This is a genomic window from Rhizobium sp. Root1204 (genome assembly GCF_001424965.1).
In the GTDB taxonomy this organism is placed as follows: domain Bacteria; phylum Pseudomonadota; class Alphaproteobacteria; order Rhizobiales; family Rhizobiaceae; genus Pararhizobium.
On record NZ_LMCZ01000026.1, the window covers coordinates 1 to 24,749 of the forward strand.

General features: G+C 57.6%; 22 protein-coding genes and 2 pseudogenes. 12 read left to right on the top strand and 12 right to left on the bottom strand.

Annotated elements, in window-relative coordinates:
• Nucleotides 1-1,845: TonB-dependent receptor (locus ASC96_RS20380; RefSeq protein ID WP_060504960.1), on the top strand; the 1,845-nt coding region annotated here is incomplete at its 5' end.
• A gap of 232 nt (nt 1,846-2,077) precedes the next feature.
• Nucleotides 2,078-2,467: pseudogene (locus tag ASC96_RS32055) on the top strand (DUF763 domain-containing protein); the annotation flags it as partial.
• A gap of 562 nt (nt 2,468-3,029) precedes the next feature.
• Here the strand turns inward: ASC96_RS32055 and ASC96_RS20385 are convergent.
• Nucleotides 3,030-3,242: a hypothetical protein gene (locus ASC96_RS20385; RefSeq protein WP_156397685.1), complete on the bottom strand. Its 213-nt coding sequence runs from the start codon at nt 3,240-3,242 to the stop codon at nt 3,030-3,032.
• A gap of 1,034 nt (nt 3,243-4,276) precedes the next feature.
• Nucleotides 4,277-4,672 carry a hypothetical protein gene (locus ASC96_RS20390; protein ID WP_060504962.1) on the bottom strand — a complete coding sequence of 132 codons (396 nt, stop codon included), beginning with the start codon at nt 4,670-4,672 and terminating at the stop codon, nt 4,277-4,279.
• Nucleotides 4,673-5,144: 472 nt separating this feature from the next.
• On the opposite strand from ASC96_RS20390, the gene ASC96_RS20395 reads away from it, so the two are divergent.
• Nucleotides 5,145-5,585 (top strand): HD domain-containing protein, encoded by a 441-nt coding sequence (locus tag ASC96_RS20395; RefSeq protein WP_060504963.1) that lies wholly within the window; start codon nt 5,145-5,147, stop codon nt 5,583-5,585.
• Nucleotides 5,586-5,592: 7 nt separating this feature from the next.
• Here the strand turns inward: ASC96_RS20395 and ASC96_RS20400 are convergent, their stop codons facing one another.
• The 6 genes from ASC96_RS20400 to ASC96_RS32060 all read right to left on the bottom strand — a co-directional run bounded on the left by ASC96_RS20400 (nt 5,593) and on the right by ASC96_RS32060 (nt 9,505).
• Nucleotides 5,593-5,829, bottom strand: a complete 237-nt coding sequence (locus tag ASC96_RS20400) for a hypothetical protein (RefSeq protein ID WP_060504964.1) — start codon at nt 5,827-5,829, stop codon at nt 5,593-5,595.
• A gap of 872 nt (nt 5,830-6,701) precedes the next feature.
• Nucleotides 6,702-7,016 carry a hypothetical protein gene (locus tag ASC96_RS20410; RefSeq protein WP_060504982.1) on the bottom strand — a complete coding sequence of 105 codons (315 nt, stop codon included), beginning with the start codon at nt 7,014-7,016 and terminating at the stop codon, nt 6,702-6,704.
• Between the two features lie 71 nt (nt 7,017-7,087).
• Nucleotides 7,088-7,576 carry a DUF892 family protein gene (locus ASC96_RS20415; protein ID WP_060504966.1) on the bottom strand — a complete coding sequence of 163 codons (489 nt, stop codon included), beginning with the start codon at nt 7,574-7,576 and terminating at the stop codon, nt 7,088-7,090.
• A gap of 571 nt (nt 7,577-8,147) precedes the next feature.
• On the bottom strand, nt 8,148-8,534 hold the full coding sequence (locus ASC96_RS33990) for a hypothetical protein (protein ID WP_060504967.1): 387 nt from the start codon (nt 8,532-8,534) through the stop codon (nt 8,148-8,150).
• Nucleotides 8,535-8,731: 197 nt separating this feature from the next.
• Nucleotides 8,732-9,226 carry a hypothetical protein gene (locus ASC96_RS20425; protein WP_060504968.1) on the bottom strand — a complete coding sequence of 165 codons (495 nt, stop codon included), beginning with the start codon at nt 9,224-9,226 and terminating at the stop codon, nt 8,732-8,734.
• A gap of 48 nt (nt 9,227-9,274) precedes the next feature.
• Nucleotides 9,275-9,505, bottom strand: coding sequence for a hypothetical protein (locus ASC96_RS32060; protein WP_082512195.1), 231 nt, complete (start codon nt 9,503-9,505; stop codon nt 9,275-9,277).
• 314 nt (nt 9,506-9,819) lie between these two features.
• Here ASC96_RS32060 and ASC96_RS33995 point away from each other — a divergent pair.
• Together ASC96_RS33995 and ASC96_RS20435 are read left to right on the top strand one after the other, a co-directional pair.
• A pseudogene (locus ASC96_RS33995) lies at nt 9,820-10,499 on the top strand (MFS transporter); the annotation flags it as partial.
• Nucleotides 10,500-10,953: 454 nt separating this feature from the next.
• The gene (locus tag ASC96_RS20435) at nt 10,954-11,298 is read left to right on the top strand and encodes a hypothetical protein (RefSeq protein WP_060504970.1); all 345 of its coding nucleotides are present in this window, start codon (nt 10,954-10,956) and stop codon (nt 11,296-11,298) included.
• A 106-nt stretch (nt 11,299-11,404) separates the two neighbouring features.
• On the opposite strand, the gene arr is transcribed toward ASC96_RS20435, so the two are convergent.
• Both arr and ASC96_RS20445 read right to left on the bottom strand, forming a co-directional pair.
• Nucleotides 11,405-11,821 (bottom strand): NAD(+)--rifampin ADP-ribosyltransferase, encoded by a 417-nt coding sequence (arr, locus tag ASC96_RS20440; protein WP_060504971.1) that lies wholly within the window; start codon nt 11,819-11,821, stop codon nt 11,405-11,407.
• Nucleotides 11,822-11,870: 49 nt separating this feature from the next.
• Nucleotides 11,871-12,488 carry a CGNR zinc finger domain-containing protein gene (locus tag ASC96_RS20445; RefSeq protein WP_060504972.1) on the bottom strand — a complete coding sequence of 206 codons (618 nt, stop codon included), beginning with the start codon at nt 12,486-12,488 and terminating at the stop codon, nt 11,871-11,873.
• 89 nt (nt 12,489-12,577) lie between these two features.
• Between ASC96_RS20445 and ASC96_RS20450 the strand changes: the two genes are divergently transcribed.
• Together ASC96_RS20450 and ASC96_RS20455 are read left to right on the top strand one after the other, a co-directional pair.
• On the top strand, nt 12,578-13,522 hold the full coding sequence (locus ASC96_RS20450; RefSeq protein ID WP_082512197.1) for an EamA family transporter: 945 nt from the start codon (nt 12,578-12,580) through the stop codon (nt 13,520-13,522).
• Between the two features lie 27 nt (nt 13,523-13,549).
• Entirely contained in the window at nt 13,550-14,029 is a 480-nt protein-coding gene (locus ASC96_RS20455; protein ID WP_060504974.1) for a GNAT family N-acetyltransferase, read from the top strand.
• An 18-nt stretch (nt 14,030-14,047) separates the two neighbouring features.
• Here ASC96_RS20455 and ASC96_RS34000 read toward each other — a convergent pair whose 3' ends face one another.
• Together ASC96_RS34000 and ASC96_RS34005 are read right to left on the bottom strand one after the other, a co-directional pair.
• Nucleotides 14,048-14,914: an ATP-binding protein gene (locus tag ASC96_RS34000; RefSeq protein ID WP_060504975.1), complete on the bottom strand. Its 867-nt coding sequence runs from the start codon at nt 14,912-14,914 to the stop codon at nt 14,048-14,050.
• 14 nt (nt 14,915-14,928) lie between these two features.
• The gene (locus tag ASC96_RS34005) at nt 14,929-16,491 is read right to left on the bottom strand and encodes a PAS domain-containing protein (RefSeq protein ID WP_060504976.1); all 1,563 of its coding nucleotides are present in this window, start codon (nt 16,489-16,491) and stop codon (nt 14,929-14,931) included.
• Between the two features lie 527 nt (nt 16,492-17,018).
• Here ASC96_RS34005 and ASC96_RS20470 point away from each other — a divergent pair.
• The 5 genes from ASC96_RS20470 (at nt 17,019) to ASC96_RS20490 (ending at nt 24,062) form a co-directional block, all read left to right on the top strand.
• Nucleotides 17,019-17,417, top strand: coding sequence for a DUF1236 domain-containing protein (locus ASC96_RS20470; RefSeq protein WP_060504977.1), 399 nt, complete (start codon nt 17,019-17,021; stop codon nt 17,415-17,417).
• 63 nt (nt 17,418-17,480) lie between these two features.
• Complete coding sequence (locus ASC96_RS20475; RefSeq protein ID WP_060504978.1) at nt 17,481-18,107, top strand: BA14K family protein; 627 nt, start codon at nt 17,481-17,483, stop codon at nt 18,105-18,107.
• 121 nt (nt 18,108-18,228) lie between these two features.
• Nucleotides 18,229-19,752, top strand: a complete 1,524-nt coding sequence (locus ASC96_RS20480; RefSeq protein WP_060504979.1) for a phospholipase D-like domain-containing protein — start codon at nt 18,229-18,231, stop codon at nt 19,750-19,752.
• A 537-nt stretch (nt 19,753-20,289) separates the two neighbouring features.
• Nucleotides 20,290-21,339 carry a PAS domain-containing protein gene (locus tag ASC96_RS20485; RefSeq protein WP_060504980.1) on the top strand — a complete coding sequence of 350 codons (1,050 nt, stop codon included), beginning with the start codon at nt 20,290-20,292 and terminating at the stop codon, nt 21,337-21,339.
• A 137-nt stretch (nt 21,340-21,476) separates the two neighbouring features.
• Nucleotides 21,477-24,062 (top strand): PAS domain S-box protein, encoded by a 2,586-nt coding sequence (locus ASC96_RS20490; RefSeq protein ID WP_060504981.1) that lies wholly within the window; start codon nt 21,477-21,479, stop codon nt 24,060-24,062.
• The last annotated feature ends 687 nt before the right edge of the window (nt 24,063-24,749 follow it).

Below are 24,749 nucleotides of genomic sequence, written 5' to 3' on the forward strand. Positions count from 1 at the left end.
ATGCCGCCGCGAATGGATTCGGCCATGTATGACCAGTTCCGGGCCGATGAAGCGATAGAGCAGGCGCGCGAAGCCCTGAGACGCCGGCAGGCTCGTGGCGGGTATTACAACGGCTACGATGCCAACCGCCAGGCAAGCTCCTTCCTCGGTGTCACACTCGACAATCTCGGCCTCAGCGAGTGGGGCGACTATTATGCCGACCGGGGGTATGACCCCTTCAAGGGCTCATCCTATCTCGACGAAGCCGATGGCGGGCGCGATACGCCCTTCAACGGGGAATCGCCGCTTTCGACGCCCCAGGAACGCCGACAACCGGGCAGCTCGACCTTTTCGTCACAGATGCAGGCGCTGATGCTCGACCCGATGGCGGTCTCCAGCGAAGCCAAGCGCAATTCGCTAGAAGGCCGCAGCTTCTTCGAAGCGTCGCTTACCGGTGGCGTGATGTGGGAAAAGGACGGCGATCTCGGCTGGAACGATCAGCTGCAACTGCAGGGCACCAGCTACGCCGCCCTGCCGATCAGCTACTACCTGCAGGCGGACATGGTGCGACCTGACAGCCCGCGCGAAAACGACCGCGACGATATCGAAGCCGTCAATGCGCAGATCGGGATACGCCCGACGCTTGAAGACAATGTCTTCCTCTTTGCCAATGTGGGCCAAACCGAGCGCGGGTATCCGGGGGCGGATTGGAACCCGACGCCCTATGACATCAGTGAAAACCGGTTCACCAATGTGGGTATCGGCTGGGCTCATACGGTTTCGGATCGCAATGTGATCGAGGCTTTTGTTGCCGGCAACGACGTCCACGAACATACCGAATTCGATTTCGTCGGCTATGATCCCATTCTTGACGGCGATGCCTTGATGCAACTCAAGGAGAACACACGCCAACGCACATTCACGGCCGGCGTTTCCCATCTCCTGGGCATCGACGCCGTCACGCTGCGCTACGGGATTGAAGGCAGCGTCTGGAGCGGTGATTATGACTATTCAGTCTACACGTTCTGGAGTGGCGACGAATATCGATCTCCGCGTTTTGAATCTTCCGGCCGTTCTGCCCGTCTCTACGGCGATGCTCTTTGGGAGATCGACCAATCGCTGCAGGTCCAGGGGGGCYTCTTCTACAACTGGGTTGAAGACAACAGCGATTACCACCGTGTTGATCCCCGTATCGGCATCGCCTGGGCACCTGTCGATAATCACTGGCTACGTGCCTACTACCGGGAAGATACGAGCCTTGATTCCAGTTACACGCTGGCGCCGATTTCCACTGTCGGACTGGCCCCCCTTGACTTGCCGCTTGTGACGACCGGGCACTCCAAGACCGCTGCGTTACGTTGGGATGCGGAGTGGAATGAACGTTTCTTCACTTCAGCCGAATATCAGCATCAGACATTGGAAGGGCTGTCATTGCGCGTGCCCGACGTGCTTTACACCCGGTTCGGTGCAAGCGAAGGGCGTATCGATCGTCTCAACATCAGCGCCAACTATTGGATCGGCGGCGGATTTGGTGCGTATGGATCCTTGACGCTGATGGAGAGCAAAAATTCCTCGCCTGGCAAGCCGTCTGGCATTGGGCTGCCCATGGTGCCTGAACAAATGGCGCAGGTCGGCATTACCTACGTCGATCCAAATCGCTGGACCGCAACAGTTGGACAGACCTTCGTCGGCAAGCGCGCTGGAACCGATTCAGGCCTTGAGCTTGATCCATTTTCACTCACAAATATCGGCTTCTCGTGGAAGTCGCTTGAGGGTCATCTCGAAACGAGCCTGCAACTGCTCAACGTGTTTGACCGAGATTTTCAGGTGGCCTACGGTGTCGCTGGACCCGGCCGAACACTTTAAGCGAAATGGCAAGATTATGGAAATNCGGCTTCTCGTGGAAGTCGCTTGAGGGTCATCTCGAAACGAGCCTGCAACTGCTCAACGTGTTTGACCGAGATTTTCAGGTGGCCTACGGTGTCGCTGSACCCGGCCGAACACTTCTCGGCAGCATTCGCGCTCGATTCTAAATGCTCAACCAACAAGCACAGACATTGGCATGCCAATATCKATGGGTATCAGCGAGCCGAGAGTTGTTGGCGCAAGGACGGTAAGGGCGTTGGCGATGGTCGCCGAGCTCGTACACGGCGCCCGCATCGCTTCTCTGATCTCGCGCGGTTTTCGCTGGCCCATGGCGGCAAGGATCGCCACCCTTTTCCAGTGCCGCTAAAAGTGTACGACAAGACGATCGATGTCATGATATCCGCGGTGAGGAAGGGCCGGCTTGGGCGACGAGGAGTTACAGGCCTTGAAGCGGCTCGACGATCAATCCCGGCAGCTGGAGCAATATGTCACTGGTCCGGGCCTCAAGGAAATCGTCGCTGGGTAGTTCCACAACTCTGCGCTCTTTGGCGGCCGCAGCGTCTTCGGATGGGAACGGCCGCCGGACCAAGATACGAGCGTCTCTAAACACATACGCAAATAAGATGCACCCTCGGCAAAAGGACAGCTGGCCGTCCCTTGCCGGAACCGGAATGGAACGGAAAGCAGAACCATGTCCAGACATGCGTTCGAAAAGTCGTTGATGGCTAAAACACGCCCGGAGGAGATCTTTACAGCCGCAGGTAGTTCAACGATTTCAGCGCCGAGGCCGTTGTTTCGGGCGTTCGATCCTCAGCCGCGCTCCCCCGCCACACGCGTTCTTGAAGGCGCCCTCCATGCGTCGTTGGAAGACAATCGTTTTGATTTCTGCACTTGATATCGGGATTGCTGCGCAAAGCTGCGCACCGAGACTGGCGGCTCTCAAACGGATCCGCGCCGGATCGTGTTCGTTTTGTTCAGACGTGAGGTAGTCGTCCACGTGAACGGAGCTTGCTGGCTGCAGACTGCACATTGTTGCGCGGTATCACAGCACTTCCAGTGGTCTCTGGAAATAAACTTTTCAAACAGTTGGCAAACGTTTCCAAGGCATTCCCCACCAGGCGAAAAATTGTGTCCAAGAGACAGATTTTAACCCCTAAAGCCATCTGAAGGCTCCACAGGCAAGTCTAATCGAAGCGTCTAAACGGAAGGATCTCGGCTGATTGCTTCGTTTCATTTCGCTTCCTCATCTCGCAAAATAGTCTTTCGTAATCGAGAACGACGCTGTAAGCGGTGGCGACGGTTTTCTCATACAACTCTTTGCCTTGGTCGACTTCCAATTGCTTCGCCGCTAGGGCACTTCGGAGGTATGCCAGTTCCTTTTCAGCGTCCTGCATCATCTTCCGATCCCGATTCTTCACGCCAAGTCCAGGAGCAAGATGACTTACGAACGCGACAATCACCATGTTTATGCGCAGAGTAAACATCGATAGCCACGCTCACAATCACGTTGAACTATTTGCGATTTCGAATTGATCACTGGGAGGAAAGGCGAACCCACCCCTATAGGGAAAAATATTAGACTAGCCTAATGGAGCAAATTCGTCAATTTCACTATCATGTTGTATTCGCTACCGATCACGCCAATCAGAGGTTGATAGACAAGTGCACGGGCTTGCACAAGAGCCCCTTTCAAGGGCCCCGCCCCCCCCGGGCGATCAGCACCGCCGATAGCGTTGCGAAGCCGATCCACTCAAGTATCCCGCATTTACACGTCTCTTCCCCCCGATATCGACAGAGAAGAGAGATACATCGATAGGCTTAGTGCGGCGCACCAGTTCGACAGCCGTACAGTGTGCGTTTCTAAACCGTTCATGCATGTATTAGAAATAGATAATGCTCGATTAAAGTTGCCTACTTCAGTTGGCAGAGTGCAAAGCTACCGGATTGGCTAGCTACGACCAAGGGTATTTCGACCTTTAAATCGACAAGGTCGATCACCGGCTGCTTTTAAATGTTGCTGTGGCGGGTGCAGGACGGACGGGTCGTCGATCTTCCCTATCGGTTACTGAAGACAGGCCACGGTGACCGTGCCTGATCACGGCCTTCAAGCGAGGGTGTTCCGCAAGGCGGCGTAACGGCATCAAAATATTTTTGTTAGAAATTGTGCCCAACAGCCAGCGAAAAAAGAAAGGGCAAGCGCCCTTTCACACCGTTGACGTTGTAGGTGGCGATCTTCATCAGCGTTTGTGATCGCCCTTATTGCGTTCGCCTCACTTGGCCGTTGTCATGGCCTTTGTGTGGCGGTCTGCCGCAAGAGACTTCCCGACGTCGACAGACTCATTGAACTTTCCGTCTTCGTCGCGCCGGACGTACCGTTTGTCAGGGCCGTTATCGATAAGTTCTCTCTTTGATTTGTCATTTTCCTGGCAAGTTACTGGGTCTTCTCTGTTCCTGCAGGCGCAACCGACTGGCTGTCACCGCCTGTGCCGGACTCAGACGTTGGATCACGATCCGTTGGGGCGGTCTGCATCTTCTCCCCGGCTGGCGGAGTATTATCGATCACCTTTTGGTCCGTCGGGGTGACCACGGCCTTTGGCGTGGTATTCGTTGTCTGGTTGATGTCTGCAGCCGCATCATTATCGACGGCCTCGCCGTACATTTCGGAGATGCCCCATGCGACCATTGCTAGGACGAGGCCCCCGATCAGGACCATCAAAACTGGGCGGCCCAGGAAACCCTGCCGGGCTTCAACCGGTGTTTCGACAACAACTTTGCCCGTTTCCGCCGCGTCGACCCGGTCGCCGCGTTCGTCCGTGTATGTGGCCATGGCATAATCCTCCTGAATTTAATGCCGTTTAACCTTTTCATACGCCGATTGTTCCCACCCCTTCCGTTGCGCGACGTTCGCTTTTCCCGGTTACTACGCTCGATGTTTCGGCTTGCTTGGCGGAGCGTTGATCTCAAGCTCGTGTCGGCTGGCGAAGCGACCTAGCATCTGTAAGATTTTACGGGCTTCGGCCTTGTCAATGTCGCTTTTTTGCAATGCTCGTCGACGTCATAAGCTGGCTTGGTGTGATGGCCGGTTTGACGATTATCAATGTGTTTGGTCATGGCACGATCCTCCTGCCAAAAAACCAATAAGCAGTTCCGATGTTCCCATACCCACGGCGGTTCAGAGCGTTTTTCGTTCGATTGAGTTACCTGTTTCGTCGCGACAGTGTGCCCCGTGCAGTCAGACGGCTGGAACTCGGATGCGGCAATTCGCATTTCTTACCCAAGTCACAGAAGTGAGGGCAATCATGCACCAACTGGACCGAGCGATTGAAATTGCCCTGGAGGCACATGCGGGCCAGACCGACAAGGCGGGCGAGCCCTACTACCTTCATTGCAACCGCGTTGCAGGTGCCGTGTCCACCATCGACGAAAAAATCGTCGCCTATTTACACGATGTCGTGGAGAAAGGTGGCTGGTCAATCGAGCGATTAAAGTCGGAGGGCTTCTCCGATCCAATCGTCTTCGCTGTGGACGCCTTAACAAAGCGTGAGGGCGAGAGCGATGAAGCGTTTGTGCGCCGGGCGGCATCGGATGGTTTAGCCAGACCTGTCAAAGAAGCTGATCTGAATGACAACTTCAAACAGGCGGAGGCCGCTGGGCTCGATGCAGCCAAATTTCTCGATGGCTTGAAGACCTTGAGCGAGACCGGCAAAGACGGGCAGAACAACGACCCATCCAGGCAGTGACGGGCGTTTAACTAAACGATCCCACGGCCGGTAACTCCGCCTTTTTCTCTACGCCGGGATCATCGGGAAAAGCTTGGTCTTCAAACCAGAGACTGTGGACCAGGTCACGCCAATTCATCGCGTCAGCGAATGATCTCAGCGTCACGACATTATAGGTCGTGTTGCGTAAAGCGTCCGCCACATCGAGTGCGATAAAAGGCCCATCCTCAAGGATCAGCAGTGTACGATCTGTCCGGGCGTCCATCCGATTAACCTCCGACACCCAAAACGCGATTCTGAGATAATCGAACCAATGTCGTGGTTCACGAGTGATTTGCGGCGAAATACACAATCGGAGCGCTAACCGATTGGCAGCCGAGACACCAACACGCTACCGATTTCAACAGGCTCTTCAGGCATCACCCTTATCGAGTGAATGGCCACCGAGCCTCATCGCAGTAACGCGCACAGGCGCGATAATTGGGACTGTGCCCAGCCGCGAGCCGTTGACTGCGTGCCTTCCAGACCAGACAGGAGGGCACCGATTTCACCGCTGATTTGAAGGTCGGAACCCACAAGAAGACATCCTTCAGTGTCGAAAGTCATAGTGGCCGTTACCTCACTGTCGACTGAAGGCATCTGGATCAGAGAGTCCGCGCCGAATTCGCAGGTCAGCAACGCTCTTGCCGTGACGGAACGGATGCCACTCGGAAAGGAGCACATGTCCGCCGAGATAAGCTGAAATTTGGCGGTGTGGTTAGGGCCGACCGGTATTTGTTCGCACAGTTGGAGAGCGGCAACTGAACGTGCGATCCCGGGCCATTCGGGGTTGTTAAGGGCTGACCGGCATTCTGCTTTCGCTGGTACGGCAAACGAACACGTCGCTGCTATAAAAATGCAGGGAGCGATTGTTCCGTTCGAATGCCAGTTCCTCATGGAAGTCCCCTCTGTGCAGATCGGACTTAGCACCTTCCTAAGTCGTCTTTACGGCGAGCTAGTAAAGGGCCCCCAAAATTGCGATACGATGGCTCCAACGCCTCATGGCATTCTTAAATGGTTTGGATTTCCTCCGACGGACTGATCTTGCGTCCGTTTCCCGTGAATGGTGTCCAGCTTCAGCATTGATCCTGGTTACCATTAGCGTCCGGCAAAGTTTCCCTTGTACCATTTGTTCCATTGGTGTCCCCGACCACGCTCTCGTGGATCAAACCACTCGCCACCGAAACGGTTCATGAATTTTTCGGCATCCTCTTTTAGCGAAAAGCACTGAACGACGAACGTCTTGTCATCGTGGAACAGAGAATGGCCGCGCACATACCGCGAAAGTCCCTTGCAGAACTCGTCCTGGACTTCGCTCTGCTTGCCTGTGCAAAGAGCGCCATCTAGTGCAATTTGAAATGGCCACCCGCGATCAATGCCAACCGCAGTCAGCACTCCCTTACGAGCGCTCATAATTTGTTTCCCGTCGGTTCTAGGTCGGAATATGCCATCGAACCAGAGCATTTGCCAGAACCGACGAATGATCAGCCTTCAGCCTTTTGGTTCACGACAGACGTCGCAATCGTGGTGAGCGCCAAATCTGTGGCCTTTTCCTCTTCGAGCGTTGACTGCAGTATCTCGGCAGCTTCCTCCTGCCCGAGTTTCAGCGCCCAGGTGCGAAGCGTACCGTATCGCGACATTTCATAGTGTTCGACTGCTTGGCCCACCGCCAGGAGACCGGCATCTAGGGCTGGGGAACCCTCATATTCTTCCATAATCTCGGCTCCCTCGTCGGTTATACCCAGAATGGCGTCACAGGGCTTGGCTTCGGGCGCGGCACCAATGACGTTGAAAATTGCTTCCAAGCGGCTCACGTGGATTTTCGTCTCGTCGAGGTGCTTGCGGAATGCCGACTTCAGCTGTTTATTCGTCGCAGCTTTCTCCATTACGGGAAGGGTTGCGACGATCTTCTGCTCAGCGAAGTAGACGTCCTTGAGCGTGTCGAGGAAAAGGTCTTCGAGCAATTTTGGCATGTGATTTTCCTTGAAATGGTGCACCCGACGACCGGGAAACTTAGCACTGACAACCAACCGACCGGATCATTGTTCCATTGGAGGGAAACCGTATCGGCCGAGGCAGGCGCTTTGAAAAGCCGCCTCTTGAAGACCAGTGAATCCGCGACATCTCTATAATTGGAGGTGACTATGAAAAACGACTGGACACGACAGCGAGCGGAGCGCGGCACGGCCATTTCGGTGGACGAATTCGCTAGGAGAGGCGGATTGGCGAAAAAGAGGCCGAACGTCTGTTCAAGATTTCCGGCCCCTCCGAGACAGACTTGAAGATTCTCATGGAGGCGAAGGACCTTCCGCCGATTCCGGCTTGTAACGATCCACTGTCGGTCAAAGTGGCCCGCCTGAGCGGCGTTCACTCAACTCTGCCATCAACAGCCGATGAGATGATCTGAATCGCTGACGCTCCACAGCAATGGGGCCGCCATTGTCGTTCTTAGCTGTTGACGATCACTGATTTGCAGTACACTCCCATACAACTGGATTCGATTGGACACGGATGGGCTACCTTACTTCCATCGCCAGCAGAACGTTATACCTTTTTTAAGGAAAGAGCGTGGATCAGTGCGGCGCGATCTGTTTTCGCACAGGCATCGACGGTGAAACGCTCGTTCTGCTTATGTGAACTCGTGGGGCGAAGCGATGCGTCATTCCAAAGGGCAATCTCGAACCCGAAAAGCCTCACAAGTGTGCCGAGCGAGCGGCAGGTGAGGAAGCAGGCATAATCGGCAAAACCGACAAAGCTTCGATGGGTTACTTCGCTTACGTGAAAGATACCGAAACACCGCCCTATATCGTCAATGTATTCCGTTTGCGCGTGGAATCGGTCGCCAAGCGCTTTCGTGAGGAAGGTCAGCGCGAGTACCTTTGGGTCCCACCTGGCGAGGCAGCGCGTATGGTTCAGGAGCCGGAATTGCAAAGCATCCTCCGACGCTTCGCTAATGAGGCCGGGACAACCGAGAAATTTACTTGAGATACCATCTTTCCAATGGTCCCGTGATAATCGAGGGCAATCGAGGACATTAGTGCCGGCGCTGCGAATGCCTTGTGATCATTCTTAGCCCCGGACGCCGGGTGTGATGGTAGGACGTATAGCATTGCCCCCTCGACGGGTTCCTAACTTCGCCATGCCTTAATAAGCGGCCCAGACGAACCTTGAACCGGGTCAGTATCCGGGAGGCGCAGACCCAAAAGCGTGGATCGCATCTGGGGTGATGGTGCGGCGGTCTGTATATCGGCACGCTGACCAACCGGATATGCGCCTACGACCTCGAAGTCTGGCGCGCTTCCCAGGTTCATGTGTCCGGTCCCGGCGGGCAAAACCAAGCAATCACCCTTCACGACTTCAATTGCGCGGCCATCTGGTCCCCCGATTAACAAGGTCGCGTTTCCCTGACCGACACCTAAGACCTCGTGAGCACCTGAATGATAGTGCTGGTAGTCGAAAACGCCGTTTCTCCAAATGCCCGTCCATTGGTTCATTTCGAACAGCTCCTCGAAACCGGCGGGACACGGTCTATTTGATAAGGCGTTCTTATAGATCAGAACTGGGAGCCTTGGGTTGTTCGGGACCCATCCACTGCCGGGAAAAATGATCTTCTCGAACTCCATGTAGATTCCCTCCTTAGTAGAACACACTGGTTCAGGCACTACCCGTTGTTATTCGCCTTTTGGCTCGTCGCTCTCATCGTTGAGTGAGGGAAGGAAGCTCTCTACGTCACGTTTTTCACGGTCCGATAGTGAGGAGATACGCTCTTTCCAAAACTTGGCAGCCTCCGGCGTTTCGCCCTCCCAATTTCGCGATGAGCCAAGATTGTCGTCGATCACTGCTACACGGCGACCGCCTAGTCGCCGATATTCGTCTGCGAGGTTTTTCGATGCGTTTTCCACGTTTTCCTCCTACGTTCAGTCGCCCTGGGAGCGACTGTCTGAGTGGAGAACGAGGTGCGTAGCTATCTGTTCCCGGAATTCAAGAACGGTGTAGGTCTACCGCCACCTTCTAATGGTAGGAGCCGCTGGGGGCACGGGGAGCATGGCAGGTGCGGGACACCAGGAGATGACCGGATATTATTCCGCGAAGACGGTCGGGTCTGGAGACGATGAACGCCGTATGTGGAGAGGTGGAGGGGGGAAGCCGTATCAAAAGAACAACCGGCAGCCCCAGCACATTGCAGACGGCAATGAAGCAAACGCGGATCGACGACATGAAGCCCCATCATCGCACCTTTTTCACCCAGTTTGCCGTTGCCGTTTCTCTTGGCGGATTGATTGCGAGGCTTCCTGACCTTCAGACAAAGTTCGGGTTGAGCGAAGGGCAGCTGGGAATTTTGCTGATTTCGCTGTCGTCGGGAGTGCTGACCGGCCTCACGTTCTCCGTCAGCTTCGTAGAACGCCTGGGCGCGAAATGGTCAGCGCTCGTTCGGTCTTGGGCGCATCATTTCTTTTTGCTGCTATCCCGTGGATGCTGTCCGCGCCTTTGGCCGCTCCCTTGTTCTTTGTGGCAGGCATTCTTACCGGCATGTTCGAAATCAACTCAAACATCGAGACGGATCGGCACGAGGCTGTTTTAGGATACAGGATCATGAGCCGCGCCCACGGCCTATGGAGTCTGGGATTCTTCCTCTCGGCTCTCATAGCCGCCGTGTTCCGACAAGCCGACACTTCCATCGAAATTCATATGCTGATTGTCGTCGGATGCATTATGCTTGCTGGGGCAACTGTTCTTTCAAAGGTGGAAAGCGCACCTCATCGGCCTGTCCATCAAACGGGCGAAAATCCGCTGATCTCATTCCCAACCGTTGGATTGATGCCGTAGTGCTTGGTCGGCGCTGCTCCGCTTTTTGCCGAGGGTGCAAGTGTCGACTGGTCGGCAATCTATGGTCGATGCGGGACAAGTCACAAAAGAAGATTTGCGTGAAGATCTACCACTGTTTCCGCACGACGTCGAAAGTCTGACGGGTCTGCCATCCGGATGGCTAAGCCTGCAGGCCGCGAGAATCGTCGAGCTTAAGCCCGTCGCGACGCCGCGGGACAACCTCGGAGGGCCAAAAGGAGAAGTAATTCCGATCAAACGGAACAGCGAGTAACAAGCCATTTGTCTCCCACCCTAGCCAGCCGCTTGTTAGATATCGGAATTTATTGCTGAGCGGACGACATTTCCGCTGTGTCGATGGGTAGGATTCTCTCTAAGCCAAGGCGGCTGGGATAAACACCAGCATATTCAGCGGATGTCGGTAACCTAGTTATCGACCTACCACTATCGAGATGCTCTCTCGCTATCCGGGCTCGATTGAATCCAATAGTTCGACTATATTCTCTCAATGCCACAGGAAATAAAAATGAAGCCGAATTCCTCTGAGTCTCCAACGAAACGCGAGCCCCGCGTTTCTGTGAAGTCGCGTGCGCTAAAATCAGCGAGCTACGTCAAGGTGACTTTCGGCGATGTGACTGTCGCAGGAAATCGGCCGAGCGCCGAGAGCATCCAAGCAAACGTAGAGCGAAGCACGGATGCGCTCGCGCGCATTGGCAAAAAGCTCGTCAAGCCGGGCGTGAAACTATCCAAGAAAAAAGGGATTCCTAGGTTCTCTGTTGACGAGGACGACCCCACGATCTTCGTAAGGGTTTTGGATGGGCACGTGGATCGCGGCAGGATGGTCGACGGCGAGTTCGAGCCCATCGGATGAATAATCTCGCCAGCGCTGTGGCGAGCATCGTGGATACCCAACGCGATACCAAAAAGCAGCTAGCGATTATTCTGGCGCTCCTGAAACCTGTCCTGTTGCGGCAGGGTCAATCGATGATGACGTTATTGCCCTCGGCCGTTAAGCGCGCCAGTCCTTCTCTCATCTGACGGATCTGTTCCGCCGTATGACTTTGCCAGTTCACGACCTCTCCGATCACCCGCAACGCGTCTCTCGATCGATAGGAGAGGGTCGGGTTTCCCGGAAATTTCTTGTCGGTCACATTCGGATCATCGAACCAGGCGCCGGTCGGCTCGACGACGTAGATGCGTGCTGGTTTTTCACCCGCAGCTAATTCAGCACCCCAAATCGCCGCATCCATCGTGCTTGTGAAGTAGACCCAAGACAACTGCGTGTCGGCGGCGAAATTGGAAGTGTAGCCGACGGAGATCATATCCCCAGGCCGCAGATCGGCGCGGGTGCCGTGAAAAAACGATTGTGAAAACGTGGTCGCAGCTGCCGACATGGCTCTGTCTCCTTTTGCGCGTGAACGTCGCAGTCTGTGGTGGCATCATTTACTCAGCTCGCACAGCACGGAACCTTCGCACTCTGGCATGCGATCCGCAGGTCTTGTCAGAGCACCAGCGCCGATGGCCATTGCGCGAGTGGTCGAGGAAAAGCCATCCGCAGTTCGGACCTTCGCAGGCCCGGACCGCGCGGCGATCCCGTCCCGATGTCAGCAAGTCCGCCGCCAGCCAGCCAACCCGGATTGCGACGGCGTCCAGTTGGTCTGCAGCGGAGTGACGCCATTCGATCGTGTCATCGACGACGGCCAAACTACGTAGCTCCTGTGCGTGCCTTGCAACCTCGTTGAGCAGCTCAAGGTCTTTTTCGCTGACCGGCTCGTCGCCAGCTTCCGTTAGAAAAATTCGATGCAGGGCCTCTCGCAGTTCCCTGGCGCGGATCAACTCCTTCTTCGCTTCAGAAGGTGACTTTGTCGCCAGCGAAAGCAGGGTGCGTTGCTCTTCGTCGTCAATGACTTCGAGCCGCCGAGCCCAGGTGACCAGGTCGCTGTAGCTGTTCAAAAACTCCGGACCCCATCGCTCGCCACGGCTATCCACCGTGTTGACAAAGTCGAGTGCGGGATGCCCGCCGAGTAGGCTGATCTCGCCGATGGTTTTTTGTTTGGTCATCACAAGAATATCGGATCGCGGAACGATTTGGGCAAGAGCAAGTTGTAACGGTCTATAACATGTTTATCCGTTACAAGATTGGAAAGCCCGTGTCCTCTCGTTTAAACAAGAACCAGCTCCGCTTTCTCATGCTCTGCGTCATTTGGGGCAGCACATGGATCGCAAGCAAGGCCGGGATCGAATCCGTTCCACCGCTGCTTTTTGCGGCAACGCGCTTCACCGCGGCAGGGCTGTTGTTGCTTGGTTATGGCTGGATGAAGGGCGAGGCTGCGGGCTTGAAGATCGAAGATGGCATCCGCTTCATCGCCGTCAGCATCTTGATGATCACCCTGTGCTACGGACCCCTGTTTTGGGGCATGCAGTTTATAGACACCGGCACGGCCGCTGTCCTCGAGATGTCGCTGACACCCATCGCTCTTTTGTGTTTCGCCCTTCTGTTGCGGGAGGAAAGGCTCGACGTCAGGCGGATCTTGGCGATCCTGCTCGGTGTCTCCGGTTTGGTGGTCTTGTTCTGGCCGTCGATGGGAGGGGGAAGCGGATTGGAGCCCGATGCTTTTCCTGGCGCAAGCTTTTGGGGCGGGCTGGCTGTTGCATCGGCGGCATTCACCTATGGCTACGGCTCTGTGCTGGCGCGGCCGTTGCTGCGATCCTATCCAGCGGTTTTCGTCGCCGGTGTCACGACGCTCGTCGGCGGCATCGCGCTGATGGTCGCAGCACTGATGTTCGAGCCGGGTGCTGTGGCCGCTGTTTCAGGAAACTGGGGCACGACCGCCTGGACGGCCTGGTTCTTCCTTGTGATCTTTGGCTCGCTGGTCGGTTATACGACCTATATGCGGCTGTTGCGAGACATCGGCGCGTCCGGAGCCGGCAGTTACGCTTTCGTTTCGCCTGTGATCGCCGTCGTGCTCGGCGCGCTGTCCTTTTCCGAACAGGTTACGGTTTCCGACGTCATTGGCATCATCGTCATGCTGACCGGCGCCTACCTCGCCATGGCCGAGGCGCCGACTGCCCGACGCGGGCCCATCGAAACCTGACGGGGGGCACGACAGAAAGGTCGAACAATGGAATACCTGAAGGCGACGCCAGAGCATGATAATATCCTTATCACGCATTACCTGGCGATCTGGGACAGTTACGGCACTCCGCCGGATCACTTCTCTCCCGACCCCCAGTTGAAGATCCGTCGTTTCATCAACGAGGGTAGGGACAGCCGCGAGCTTGCTACATTCGTTGCGATGGACGGCACAACCGTCGCAGGGTCCGTCTCGTGCCGGGTTCATCTCTCGCCCTATCCGGACGTCCTTCGACCGGACGTGCACAAGCATGGCTATATCTGGAGCGTCTTCGTAGAGCCGGCGTACCGCCGCCAGGGTATTTCGCGGCGGCTGACAGAGCTCGCCATCGAATACCTCCGATCGATTGGCTGCACGGCCGTCGTGCTACATGCTTCGGAAGCCGGGAAGCCGGTTTATGAGTCTCTCGGTTTCGAGCCTGCCGCGGAAATGCGTCTGACCTTCGATAAAACGGCATCCGAAACTTGACGTTGCTGAGACGACTGATCAGCCCGGAGAGCGTTCACCATGGACTACGATCGCTTGCAGCAGATCCGAAAGCTCCTGTTTTCGAAAGGGCTTCGTCAGCCTTGGTACCTTTGGGTCGATGCCCCGATCTTCCGCATAGCCGGAGATCAAGATCACAGCGGTGCCAGGCCGTCGCAGCCGGGTAATGTCTGCCAGCTCGGTTCCCGTCATCCCCGGCATCAGGTGGTCCGTCACTAGCAGATCGAATTGTATTCCGTTGTCGATCAAGGCGAGGGCATCTTGCGCGGATGCAGCTTCAACGACCTTATAGCCGAGATCGACCAACATGTCGGCGGTGCTCAAGCGGACCAGTTCCTCGTCGTCGACAAGAAGGACCGTTGCGCGAGAAAGGCTGGGCGATGACGTTATTTCAATGTCCGATTCCGCGCCAGGGAGCTCCTCGGCCGTCTGAGGGATCCAGATCTCGATGTTGGTCCCGAAGCCCGGACGGCTGGAAACCTTGAGAGCACCCCCGAGCTGCTGCGCCAGACCGTGCACCATTGAGAGCCCGAGCCCGGTGCCCTTTCCCACGCCCTTAGTCGAGAAAAATGGTTCGACAGCGCGAGCCAGCGTTGCCTGATCCATCCCCGTTCCTGTGTCTGCCACGGAGATCTTGATGTAGTCGCCCTTACGCAATCCCGGCACAACGCCCTCACGAACGTGATCCTCATGGGTGGAGATCCGCAGAGTCCCGCCGTCGGGCATGGCATCTCTGGCGTTCACCGCAAGATTGAGAAGCGCCATTTCCAGCTGGTTTGGATCAGCTTTCGCTGCTGGAAGCGTTGGCGGGGTATCGATGACGACATGAACCTGCGGGCCAGTTGTGCTCCTGATCAGCTCGCCCATTTCCGAAACGAGCTTCACGAAATCGACCGGTATCGCTTGAAGCGGCTGGCGCCTGGCAAATGCCAGCAGTCTCTGAACGAGCGTTTTGCTCGCTCCGCCGACTGCATGGCGCCGGCGATCATCCTCTGCTCGCGTTCATTTCCAAGTCCTCGCCGTTGCAGCATGTCCAGGCTTCCAAAGATCGGGGTCAGCAGATTGTTGAAGTCGTGGGCAACGCCGCCCGTCAGCTGACCCATCGCTTCCATCTTCTGGCTCTGTCGCAGCGCTTCCTCGGCCGCGCGCAGCTTCTCCTGTTCGCGGATCCGCTCCGTCACGTCATAGACGAACTGATAGGCTCCGATAAGATTGCCTGCGTGATCGCGTAGCGAATTGAATTTCATTTCGTAGAAACGGCGCGCCTGGTTGTGATCGCCGAATTCGCCCGTTTCGGTGAACTGCTCGCCGGCCAGCGCTCTCGCCCAAACAGCTTTTACGGCTGCCTGATGTTCCGGAGTGTCCGCCAGAAGCTCCAGCATGCTCACGCCGACCCGGGGCCTCTTGCCGAAAATGCGTTCGAATTCGTCGGCGGCCGCCTTGTTAATGGCGAGCCAGCGGTAGTCGGGCGCCGCCACTTGAATGAAGGCGTCCGTTCCCTCGACGAGATCGGCAAGCAGTTTTCGTTCCGCAAGGGCCTCTTCGATGCGGCGCTCAAGGGTGGCGTTGAGTGTCCGCAACTGCTCTTCCGCGAGCTTCCGATCATGGATGTCGACCGAGGCTCCATACCATCGCGTAACGCTTCGGGTAGCACGATCGACATCGGGCTCGCCTCGAACGAGGAACCAGCGGTACTCGCCCTTCGCCGAAAGGATCCGATGTTCGACCAGGAACGTCGTGACCGTCCTTCGGGCGTTCTCGAATGCCGCCATTGTCGCGGCACGATCGTCGGGGTGAACATGACTTTCAGCAACCGCCGCTGCGTCAGTCTCCGCAACCGAAGCGCCGGTGTAGTCATACCAATGGCGGTTGAAAAATTCGACCCGGCCCACCGTATCGGTGATCCAGACGATCTGGGGCACCGCGTCGGCCATCAAACGAAACTGCGTTTCACTTTCGCTGAGCGCGCGCTCCGCGAGCACTCGGCTTGTTGTTTCTGTACAAACGCAGAACAGGCCAGCAATCTCACCGCTGTCGGAATGGATCGGTGAATAGGAGAAGGTGAACCAGGTTTCTTCGTCGTAACCCCGCCGCTGCATCAGAAGCGGCAGGTCCTCGCGGTAAATCGCTTGACCTGCCATAGCGCTTTCGACGAGAGGAAGGATGTCGGGCCAGATTTCCCGCCAGATGTCCTGGAAGCGGCTGCCAAGTGCTGCAGGGTGTTTCCGATCCAGGATTTCGGCGTAGGCGTCGTTGTAGAGGAAGCCGAGCTCAGGTCCCCAGGCAACGAACATCGGGAATTTGGACGCAAGCATCAAGCGCACGATCAATCGTAATGGTTGCGGCCACGTTTCGGGCCTGCCGAGCGGCGAGTGGGCCCAGGTGTGTTCGCGCAAGTGGCGCGCGACATTGCCATCTCCCAGAAACAGATCCTGTCCGTGCAATGCCAGCCCTCCTCCCGCTCCGGCTAATTTCGCCCACGACTACGTCCTCCGGGTCAGATAGCGCGACCCGCTCCCGCTTGCCACCGCCTGCGTTAACGAGGTTGTGACGCGCGCGCTCCAAGATACAGGCCCGAAACCCATATCAAAACAAGAAGTTCCGTTCCCCGAGCCGGCTGACGTTGTACGCATACACCCTTCCCGAGGATTGAATGTGCCCCGGCAGACGCCTTACGGATGAACCTGTAGGGCCTGATCGTGCTTCTCCGGGCTCGCGTTCGAGCCTTCATGAAGATGATGGGGAGGTGCTAGTAGGACGCCGCTTTCAGCTCCCAAGCAGGAAGAGCAGTCTAATTCACGTCCGATTTACGGCAACGTTCTTTGCTCGCGTGTTCGCGAAGCGGACGTGATATCCCATGGTAAGACCACGGTTCAGGTGTCTCTCCGACCAAGGTCCTACATACGGAACCGGCCTCGCATTTGTCCGTTATTTGGCCACGGTCGGATGACCGTTTCAGATGGAGGTTCAAATGCTTCGCAAGGTAATCGTAGGTGCGGCTGTGTCCGCCGCATTGTTGTCAGGCTCGGCGTTCGCCCAGTCGTCCACAGTCAACGGTGCTGCCGGCGGCGCTGTCACTGGCGCCATCGTCGGAGGCCCCGTCGGAGCGGCAGTCGGCGGCGTTGCAGGTGCAGTCGTTGGCACGGCGATCGATCCGCCGCCGCAGAAAGTGGTGACCTATGTACAGGACGCCCCCGTTCCCTCGACGCGCGTCGTCGTCAAGGAAAAGGTCGTGGTTGGTCAGCCGCTCCCCGAAACGATCGTCGTAACGCCTATCCCCGATGATCTTAAATACGCCTATGCGGTCGTCAACGACGAGCGGGTCATTGTCGAGCCGTCGTCGCGCAAGGTGATCCAGGTGATCAAGTGACCCGAAACCGGCAGGTGCGGCCATTGCCGCGCCTGCTGACCTCGCTTTGAATCAGGATTTGTCATGAAGGCAATCGCAACATTGGCATTTGGCATCGCGAGTTCCGTCGGCGCCTGCATCGCTGCTGCTTCGCTTGCTTCCTTCGTAATGGCGGACCCACAGCCCCAGGAGGTCGCCAGTCTGGCCGGGCCAGACCTGTGGACGACTTCCCCTGTCCGCGTTGACCTCAGCAGGCAGCACTACCAGCGTCTGCCGGCTGCCTATTCGAGCTATGTGACCGAAGCGCCCAAAGTGGCTGCCGAAAGCCGTCAGGCGGACCCGTTACAGAAGAAGCCTCAACCAGTCCGGCCCGCGCTGTCGACGGCGCATCTCCAGTGGTGCGTGGAACGCTATCGCTCGTTTGATCCGGCCACCAACAGCTATCGCTCCTACAGCGGCGAGACACGCACCTGCAGATCGCCGTATGGCGCATCGCAGCCCGGTGTGGATACAAGCGTAGCAAACGTGGATGATCGCGACGATGGAGAATCCAGGCTGAACCGTGTCGATGCTGCCTGGTGCGCTGCCCGGTATGCATCCTACAGGGAAGAAGACAACAGCTATCAGCCCTACGGTGGTCCACGCCGCAAATGCGTTCCTCCTTCGCATGCAGATATCGCATCGGCGCAATATGGAACCCGCCGATATTAACCGGGGCTGGCCTAGTCTCCAACGCCGATTCACGTACGACGCCCTTGACGCCGTCTGCGTTTCGTCTTTCAAAGCGGTCGCGGATCCCCGTGTGGCGAGACTTTCAAACGAGGGAATTTCAATGCCGGAACTGCTTCAAACGTCGTCTAACATATGGCGGGCGGAGCGGGCTGACGAGTTTGCGATCATAATCGACGCGGACGATTATTTTGCCGCGGCGCGGGCGGCGATGAAGTCGGCCAGAAAGTCGATTTTCCTCGTTGGTTGGGATTTCGATGCATCGATTACACTTGGCCGCCCGGGCGAAGAGTTCGAGGGGCCGGCCCACGTCGGCGATTTTCTACTATGGCTGACCAAGGAAAACCCCAACCTCGAGATCAGGCTTCTCTTGTGGAATCCCGGTTTCCTGTCGAATTGGGTGAAACTGTCGAACCTCCCCTACCTTTTGAAGTGGAAGCTCCATCGCCAGATTACCGTCCGGCTCGACGGCAACCATCCGGTTGGCAGTTCGCACCATCAGAAGATCCTGGTGATCGATGATGCGATCGCCTTTTGCGGCGGTATAGACGTTACCGCGGGTCGCTGGGATACGCGCAAACACCTGGACAACGATCCGCTTCGCAAGCGGCCGAATGGGACGGCCTACGGCCCCTGGCATGACGCTTCGAGCTTCTGCGCAGGACCGGCTGCAAAAGCGCTTGGCGACCTCTGCCGCGCAAGGTGGCTATCCGCAGGCGGTGAGCAATTGGCCCACGTCAATATCCCGCATGAGTCACCATCCATCAAAGGCGCGATTTCGTTCGGAGCTGTGACGCTCGGAATTTCCCGCACAAGTCCGGCCTATGGCGATCGGGAAGGCGTCGAAGAGATCGAGCGGCTGTATGTCGACATGATCATGGCGGCCAGGCATGTTATCTACGCGGAAAGCCAATATTTTGCGTCCCGAGTTATCGCTCAGGCTCTCGCCAGACGGCTCTCGGAAGTTGACGGTCCGGAAGTCGTCCTGATCAATCCGGTCAAAGCCGATAATTGGCTTGGTGAACTGGCGATGGACACCGCACGAGCACGCCTGAGGGAGGCACTGCACATTCATGATCCGCACGGACGTTTTCGAATCTATCACCCGGTCACCGCCGACGGCGTACCGATCTACGTCCATTCGAAGTTGATGATCGTTGATGGTCAAGCAATGCGAGTCGGTTCCTCGAACTTCAACAATCGATCCATGCGGTTCGACAACGAGTGCGATGTTGCCTTCGAAGCCGGGCAGGATCGCCACCTGTCCGGCCAACTTCTTCAACTGCGCGATGATCTACTGGCCGAGCACCTCGGCGTTGACCCGGACGAGGTCACCCAGGCTATCGACCGGACGAAATCCGTCATCGAAGCGATCGAGGCGCTGAGGGAAAATCGGCCGGCGGATCAACCCGGAAGCAGACCGACCCTAGTGCCCTATCACACGCCGGAAATATCGGACCTTGGGCAATGGCTTGCGGACAACGAGATCCTCGATCCGGAGGGCCCCGAGGCAGTCATGGAGCCGATCGAGCGGCGGGGGTTGCTTCGAGGACTGCTGACCAGGTCGGCAAAGAGGAACTCGAGATCGCCCGCGAAAGGATCGAGCGGCGTGGTCAAACAGAACTAGAACAGGCGCGAGCATTCCGGGCCTATTGCTCGTTTGGAAGCCAGTGGATCGGCCGGTGTCGCGGCTATTCGACAGCAGTTCTGTCAGCGCCTCCCTTAGGACCTCAGGCATGGCAGGCTTATCCAGCCACCTGCCGTTGGCGAACGCCGGCTCATCTACGTTCGCCCCTGAGTATACGATCAACGGCACGTTCGCTTCTGCCAGCCTTTCGACGACGTCGGTGCAGATCCCATCGGGTAGCCGAGGGTCGACGACGGCAACATCTGGACGGTTTGAGGCGAGCCACCCCATTGCTTCCGTGCGCGTGTTGAACGAGACGACAGACGCCGCGCCGAATTCCCGCAGCGTCTCCTCGAGATCCAATATGATGAAGGGATCGTCTTCGAGGACGAGCACCTGTCCCAGGATCTTCGTTTCCATGCTTCCGACCCTATGATCGGTAGTCTTTCGGCGCAAGTGACGGTTCCGCGAGGGCCAGCCTCAAGCCCTAAACCATTGGCGCCAAACAGCGTTTTTAGCTGATCAAAGAGGTACGGCATGAGCGAAGCAGTAAAGTCCGACATTCATGGCGACCGCCCGGCCGCCGCCTCGAACCAGGGCATAGCCGATCACAGGGAACTGGCGACCTTCGCTTTTCAGAGAACCCGCATGCCGATGGTTTTCGCAGACGCGCGCCAGCCGGACTACCCCATTGTCCTTGCCAACGACGCCTTCCTCGCGCTGACGGGCTACTCGGCCGACGAACTGCTTGGCAAGAACTGTCGGTTGCTGCAGGGCGAGGACACGTCGAGGACGGCCGTTGCGGAAATCCGGGCGATCATCGCGCAGGGCCGCGAGGGAACGGTCGAGATCCTGAACCACCGAAAGGACGGCACCACGTTCTGGAACCAACTCTACCTGAGCCCGATCCGGGACGACGACGGGCGGCTCGCCTATTACTTCGCCTCCCAGATCGACGTTACCGAATACCGCAAGGTCCAGACGCTGGAGGAAGCCGAACACCGCCTGCTTCTTGAAGTCGACCACCGGACAAAGAATGTGCTGGCGATCGTCGACAGCATCGTTCGGCTCAGCCGAACAGATAATGCCGCCGTATACGCAGCATCGGTACAGCAGCGCGTCCAGGCGCTGTCTAGAACCCACATGCTCCTTGCGGAGAACGGATGGCAGCAGGCGTCGCTTCACGACATCGTCACGCTGCAAGTCAAGGCCTTTGGCGATGACAACGTCGAAATATCAGGGCCCACAGTTTCGATCCCCGCGCCGTCCGTTCAACCTTTGGGTCTCGCGATACACGAACTTGCCGCCAACGCCGCCGTTCATGGATCGCTATCGCGCCGCGGAGGTCGACTATCAATCGGTTGGAGCAGGGAAGGCGAGGGCATTGTTCTGCACTGGCGCGAGAACGGAGCCGGCGATGCCCGGGCGACGCCAGGTAAGGGTTTCGGTAACGTGCTGCTAGGGGCCGTACTTGAAAAGCAGCTAGGCGGCAAGATCACGCGCGACTGGCGGGAGGATGGCCTGCGGTTGCGTATCGAGCTGCCATCCCTGGACCGCATCGGTCGCAGCCTTAAAGCAAAGCCGTGAAAGTGGGCGGTTGAAGGACCTTAAATTTCTCGGTCGTCTCTAAACAGTCGACGGCCTGGAAAGCTGCTAACTCTTGCAACCAATTCAACGGCTCTGCGTTTAGGTCCGATTCAGAGGGATTGATTTCCGGGGGATGGATGAGCGAGGGCGCAATAAGCGCTGACCAATGGCGTCAGATCGTCGACAGTGCGGTCGGCACGGCGATTATTACCACCGACCTCGAAGGCCGGGTCACCAGTTGGAACGAGGGCGCCTCACGGATGCTAGGCTGGAGCGCCGCTGACGTTTTGGGGGAAACGCTGGACCGCTTGTTCCCGCCCGGAGAGGGTGCCGCAGCGCTTCGAAAAGAGATGAACGACGCGCTAACGACAGGCCGCGGCGGCGGTACGGAAGGTTGGCGTATCCGTCGCGACGGATCAAAAGTCTGGGCCGTCGGCGAGATGTCGCCGATCCGCGATCAGGCCGGTACGGTGATCGGGTTCACGAAGATCCTGCGGGATCGCACGGAGGAGCGGACGGCTGAGGACGCGATTGCGGCGGAACGCCGTGGGCTCGAGATACTCAATCGGGCGGGCTCCGCCCTTGCGGCCAAGACCAATCTTCAGGAACTCGTCCAGGTCGTCACGGATGCCGGCGTTGAGCTGACCGGCGCTCAATTTGGTGCCTTTTTCTACAATGTCGAGAATGAGGCTGGGGAGAGCTATATGCTCTACACCATCTCCGGGGTGCCAGCCGAAGCCTTCTCCAAGTTCCCAATGCCGCGTAATACCGCAGTGTTCGCTCCGACCTTCGGAGGTGAAGGTATCGTTCGATCCGACGATATCACCGTGGATCCGCGGTACGGAAAGAACACGCCACGTGCCGGAATGCCCGAGGGACATCTTCCTGTTCGCAGCTATCTGGCGGTGCCGGTCATCTCGCGTACCGGAGAGGTGACCGGGGGCCTCTTCTTCGGCCATGCGGATGTTGGTGTTTTCGACGATCGATCGGAACGGGGCCTGGAGGGCCTAGCCGCCGAGGCGGCGGTCGCTATCGACAATGCAAGGCTGTTTCAGGCGCTGGAACGTGAACTCGCGCAACGGAAGAAAGCCGAGACGGAACTTGCCGACAGCGAAGCTCGCTTGCGGCTGGCCACCGAAGCGGCAGAAATCGGCACCTGGGACTATGATCCCGCTTCGAACACGCTCCGCTGGGACGTCCGGTGCAAGCAGCTCTTCGGTTTGTCGGCGGAAGCGACGGTCACCTATGAAAGCTCCTTCCTCGCAGGCATTCATCCCGACGACCGCGAGCGAGCGCATGAGGCGGTGCAGCGGGCGATCGATCCCGAGGGTTCGGGTCAGTACGACATCGAATTTCGGACGGTCGGTATCGAGGACGGCAGGGAACGCTGGATTGCCGCTAGCGGACGCGCCTTCTTCGATACGGTCCAAGATAGTCGCTTTGTCGGCACCGTGATTGACATCACCGTGCGGAAGGCGAGCGAAGAGCGCCTGCAGCAGCTCAACGAGCGTCTCGAAGAGCAAGTGGAAGCCGAGATCGCTAAACGCGCCGAGGCTGAAGAGGCGCTCCGCCAGGCGCAGAAGATGGAGGCTGTTGGACAACTGACCGGCGGTATCGCGCACGACTTCAACAACCTTCTCGCCGGGATCAGTGGGAGCCTGGAAGTTATCGAACGGCGCCTGTCTCAAGGCCGGAGCGATGGGATCGATCGCTTCATAAGGGGTGCACAGACCTCGGCGCAACGCGCCGCGGCGTTGACCCAGCGGCTGCTTGCCTTCTCCCGTCGCCAGACCCTCGATCCCAAACCGACCGACGTGAACCGGCTGGTCTTCGGTATGGAGGATCTCATTACACGCACCGTCGGCCCGGCCATCAAGGTCGAGGTTGTCGGTGCCGCGGGCCTCTGGGCGACCAAGGTCGATACCGCCCAGCTAGAGAGCGCGCTCCTCAACCTCGCCATCAACGCGCGCGACGCGATGCCCGGGGGTGGCAAACTGACGATCGAGACTGCGAACAAGTGGCTGGACAACCGCGCCGGGCGGGAGCGCGACCTGCCCCCGGGGCAATATATCTCAGTGTGCGTCACCGACACGGGAACAGGGATTCCGAAAGATATCGCCGACCGGATCTTCGATCCGTTCTTCACGACCAAACCGATCGGTCAGGGCACCGGCCTGGGTCTTTCCATGATCCACGGTTTCGTGCGGCAGTCCGGTGGCCAGATCCGCGTCTACAGTGAGCCGGGCCACGGGACGACTATGTGCCTCTATCTCCCCCGCTATACCGGCGAGATTGCGGACGATGCCGAGGCAGTGGACACACCGATCCCGGAAATGGGTGCCGGCGAAACCGTGCTCGTCATCGACGACGAGCCGACCGTTCGCATGCTCATTGTGGAAGTGCTCGAGGAGGCTGGATACGTGGCGCTCGAAGCGGAAGACGGTCCGTCGGGACTGAAAATCCTTCAATCCGACGCCAGGATCGATCTTCTTATCACCGATGTCGGGTTACCCGGTGGCTTGAACGGTCGTCAGGTCGCCGACGCTGCCCGTCTCACTCGGCCGGACCTGAAGGTTCTGTTCGTCACGGGTTTCGCGGAGAACGCGGCTGTCGGCAATGGTCATCTTGAACCCGGCATGGAGGTGATCACCAAGCCGTTCGTGATGACCGAGCTGGCCAACAAGGTCACCGACATGATCGAAAATCGGCATACGGGTGCTTGATCCACGCTTGTTGTCTCGTGCCTTGGCTGCCTCCGTCGCAGCACTCCAAGAGCAGAAGTGGGAAATGTCCCCAAGATGCGTTATCAGTTGGTCTCTCATCTGGCGGAGGGTTTATGTCCTCCGATATGTCGCGTCTGCGCCCTGGCACCGCACTGTCCGCGCTAGAAGAAAAGAGCGCCCCCATGTGTGTTGAGCGCCCTCGTTTTCGTGATCCAAGATCCTTCGGGCACGTTCCCTTGTAACCTATCCACCCATTTCTTATCTTTCAGATATCACTCACATAGTCACAGCCACGGGCGGCATTCTCGAACGTCGACCGTTTCGCGCGTTAACGCCTGCCATCCTTCTGTGCCCACCTAGGATTTCAATTGAACAAAGCAGATATCGTCGCCCCGCCGGCGGCGCCGAAGCCTCGCGACAGCGGTAAGGGCACCGAGAAGAAACACAAATCAATATCCCTGCCTGCTCACCCGTGCGGAACTTCAAGCGATCATCGCCGAGCAACTGGGCTAAGACGGAAGGGTTTTACCTGCCACCGACCTAAGGGGCACCGACCCGGCAGATTATGAAAGGGCACATCATGGAAGAACTAGGAGGGCGTCCACGAATTGATTTTGTGTCCGCGGATCCTTTGTCGGCATGAGCATTGGCGAAAAGGTTTGTTGTGTTGCGGCAATTGAAGGCAGT

What these genes read in the sequence shown, in the direction of transcription:
- ASC96_RS20435 (WP_060504970.1), top strand. Translation starts at nt 10,954, where the DNA reads ATGAAGCCGAATTCCTCTGAGTCTCCAACGAAACGCGAGCCCCGCGTT.
- ASC96_RS34000 (WP_060504975.1), bottom strand. Translation starts at nt 14,914, where the DNA reads ATGGGCGAGCTGATCAGGAGCACAACTGGCCCGCAGGTTCATGTCGTC.
- ASC96_RS20395 (WP_060504963.1), top strand. Translation starts at nt 5,145, where the DNA reads ATGCACCAACTGGACCGAGCGATTGAAATTGCCCTGGAGGCACATGCG.
- ASC96_RS20490 (WP_060504981.1), top strand. Translation starts at nt 21,477, where the DNA reads ATGAGCGAGGGCGCAATAAGCGCTGACCAATGGCGTCAGATCGTCGAC.
- ASC96_RS20475 (WP_060504978.1), top strand. Translation starts at nt 17,481, where the DNA reads ATGAAGGCAATCGCAACATTGGCATTTGGCATCGCGAGTTCCGTCGGC.
- ASC96_RS20385 (WP_156397685.1), bottom strand. Translation starts at nt 3,242, where the DNA reads ATGATGCAGGACGCTGAAAAGGAACTGGCATACCTCCGAAGTGCCCTA.
- ASC96_RS20415 (WP_060504966.1), bottom strand. Translation starts at nt 7,576, where the DNA reads ATGCCAAAATTGCTCGAAGACCTTTTCCTCGACACGCTCAAGGACGTC.
- ASC96_RS20485 (WP_060504980.1), top strand. Translation starts at nt 20,290, where the DNA reads ATGAGCGAAGCAGTAAAGTCCGACATTCATGGCGACCGCCCGGCCGCC.
- ASC96_RS20390 (WP_060504962.1), bottom strand. Translation starts at nt 4,672, where the DNA reads ATGGCCACATACACGGACGAACGCGGCGACCGGGTCGACGCGGCGGAA.
- ASC96_RS20445 (WP_060504972.1), bottom strand. Translation starts at nt 12,488, where the DNA reads ATGACCAAACAAAAAACCATCGGCGAGATCAGCCTACTCGGCGGGCAT.
- ASC96_RS20410 (WP_060504982.1), bottom strand. Translation starts at nt 7,016, where the DNA reads ATGAGCGCTCGTAAGGGAGTGCTGACTGCGGTTGGCATTGATCGCGGG.
- ASC96_RS20470 (WP_060504977.1), top strand. Translation starts at nt 17,019, where the DNA reads ATGCTTCGCAAGGTAATCGTAGGTGCGGCTGTGTCCGCCGCATTGTTG.
- arr (WP_060504971.1), bottom strand. Translation starts at nt 11,821, where the DNA reads ATGTCGGCAGCTGCGACCACGTTTTCACAATCGTTTTTTCACGGCACC.
- ASC96_RS20480 (WP_060504979.1), top strand. Translation starts at nt 18,229, where the DNA reads ATGCCGGAACTGCTTCAAACGTCGTCTAACATATGGCGGGCGGAGCGG.
- ASC96_RS20400 (WP_060504964.1), bottom strand. Translation starts at nt 5,829, where the DNA reads ATGGACGCCCGGACAGATCGTACACTGCTGATCCTTGAGGATGGGCCT.
- ASC96_RS20455 (WP_060504974.1), top strand. Translation starts at nt 13,550, where the DNA reads ATGGAATACCTGAAGGCGACGCCAGAGCATGATAATATCCTTATCACG.
- ASC96_RS20425 (WP_060504968.1), bottom strand. Translation starts at nt 9,226, where the DNA reads ATGGAGTTCGAGAAGATCATTTTTCCCGGCAGTGGATGGGTCCCGAAC.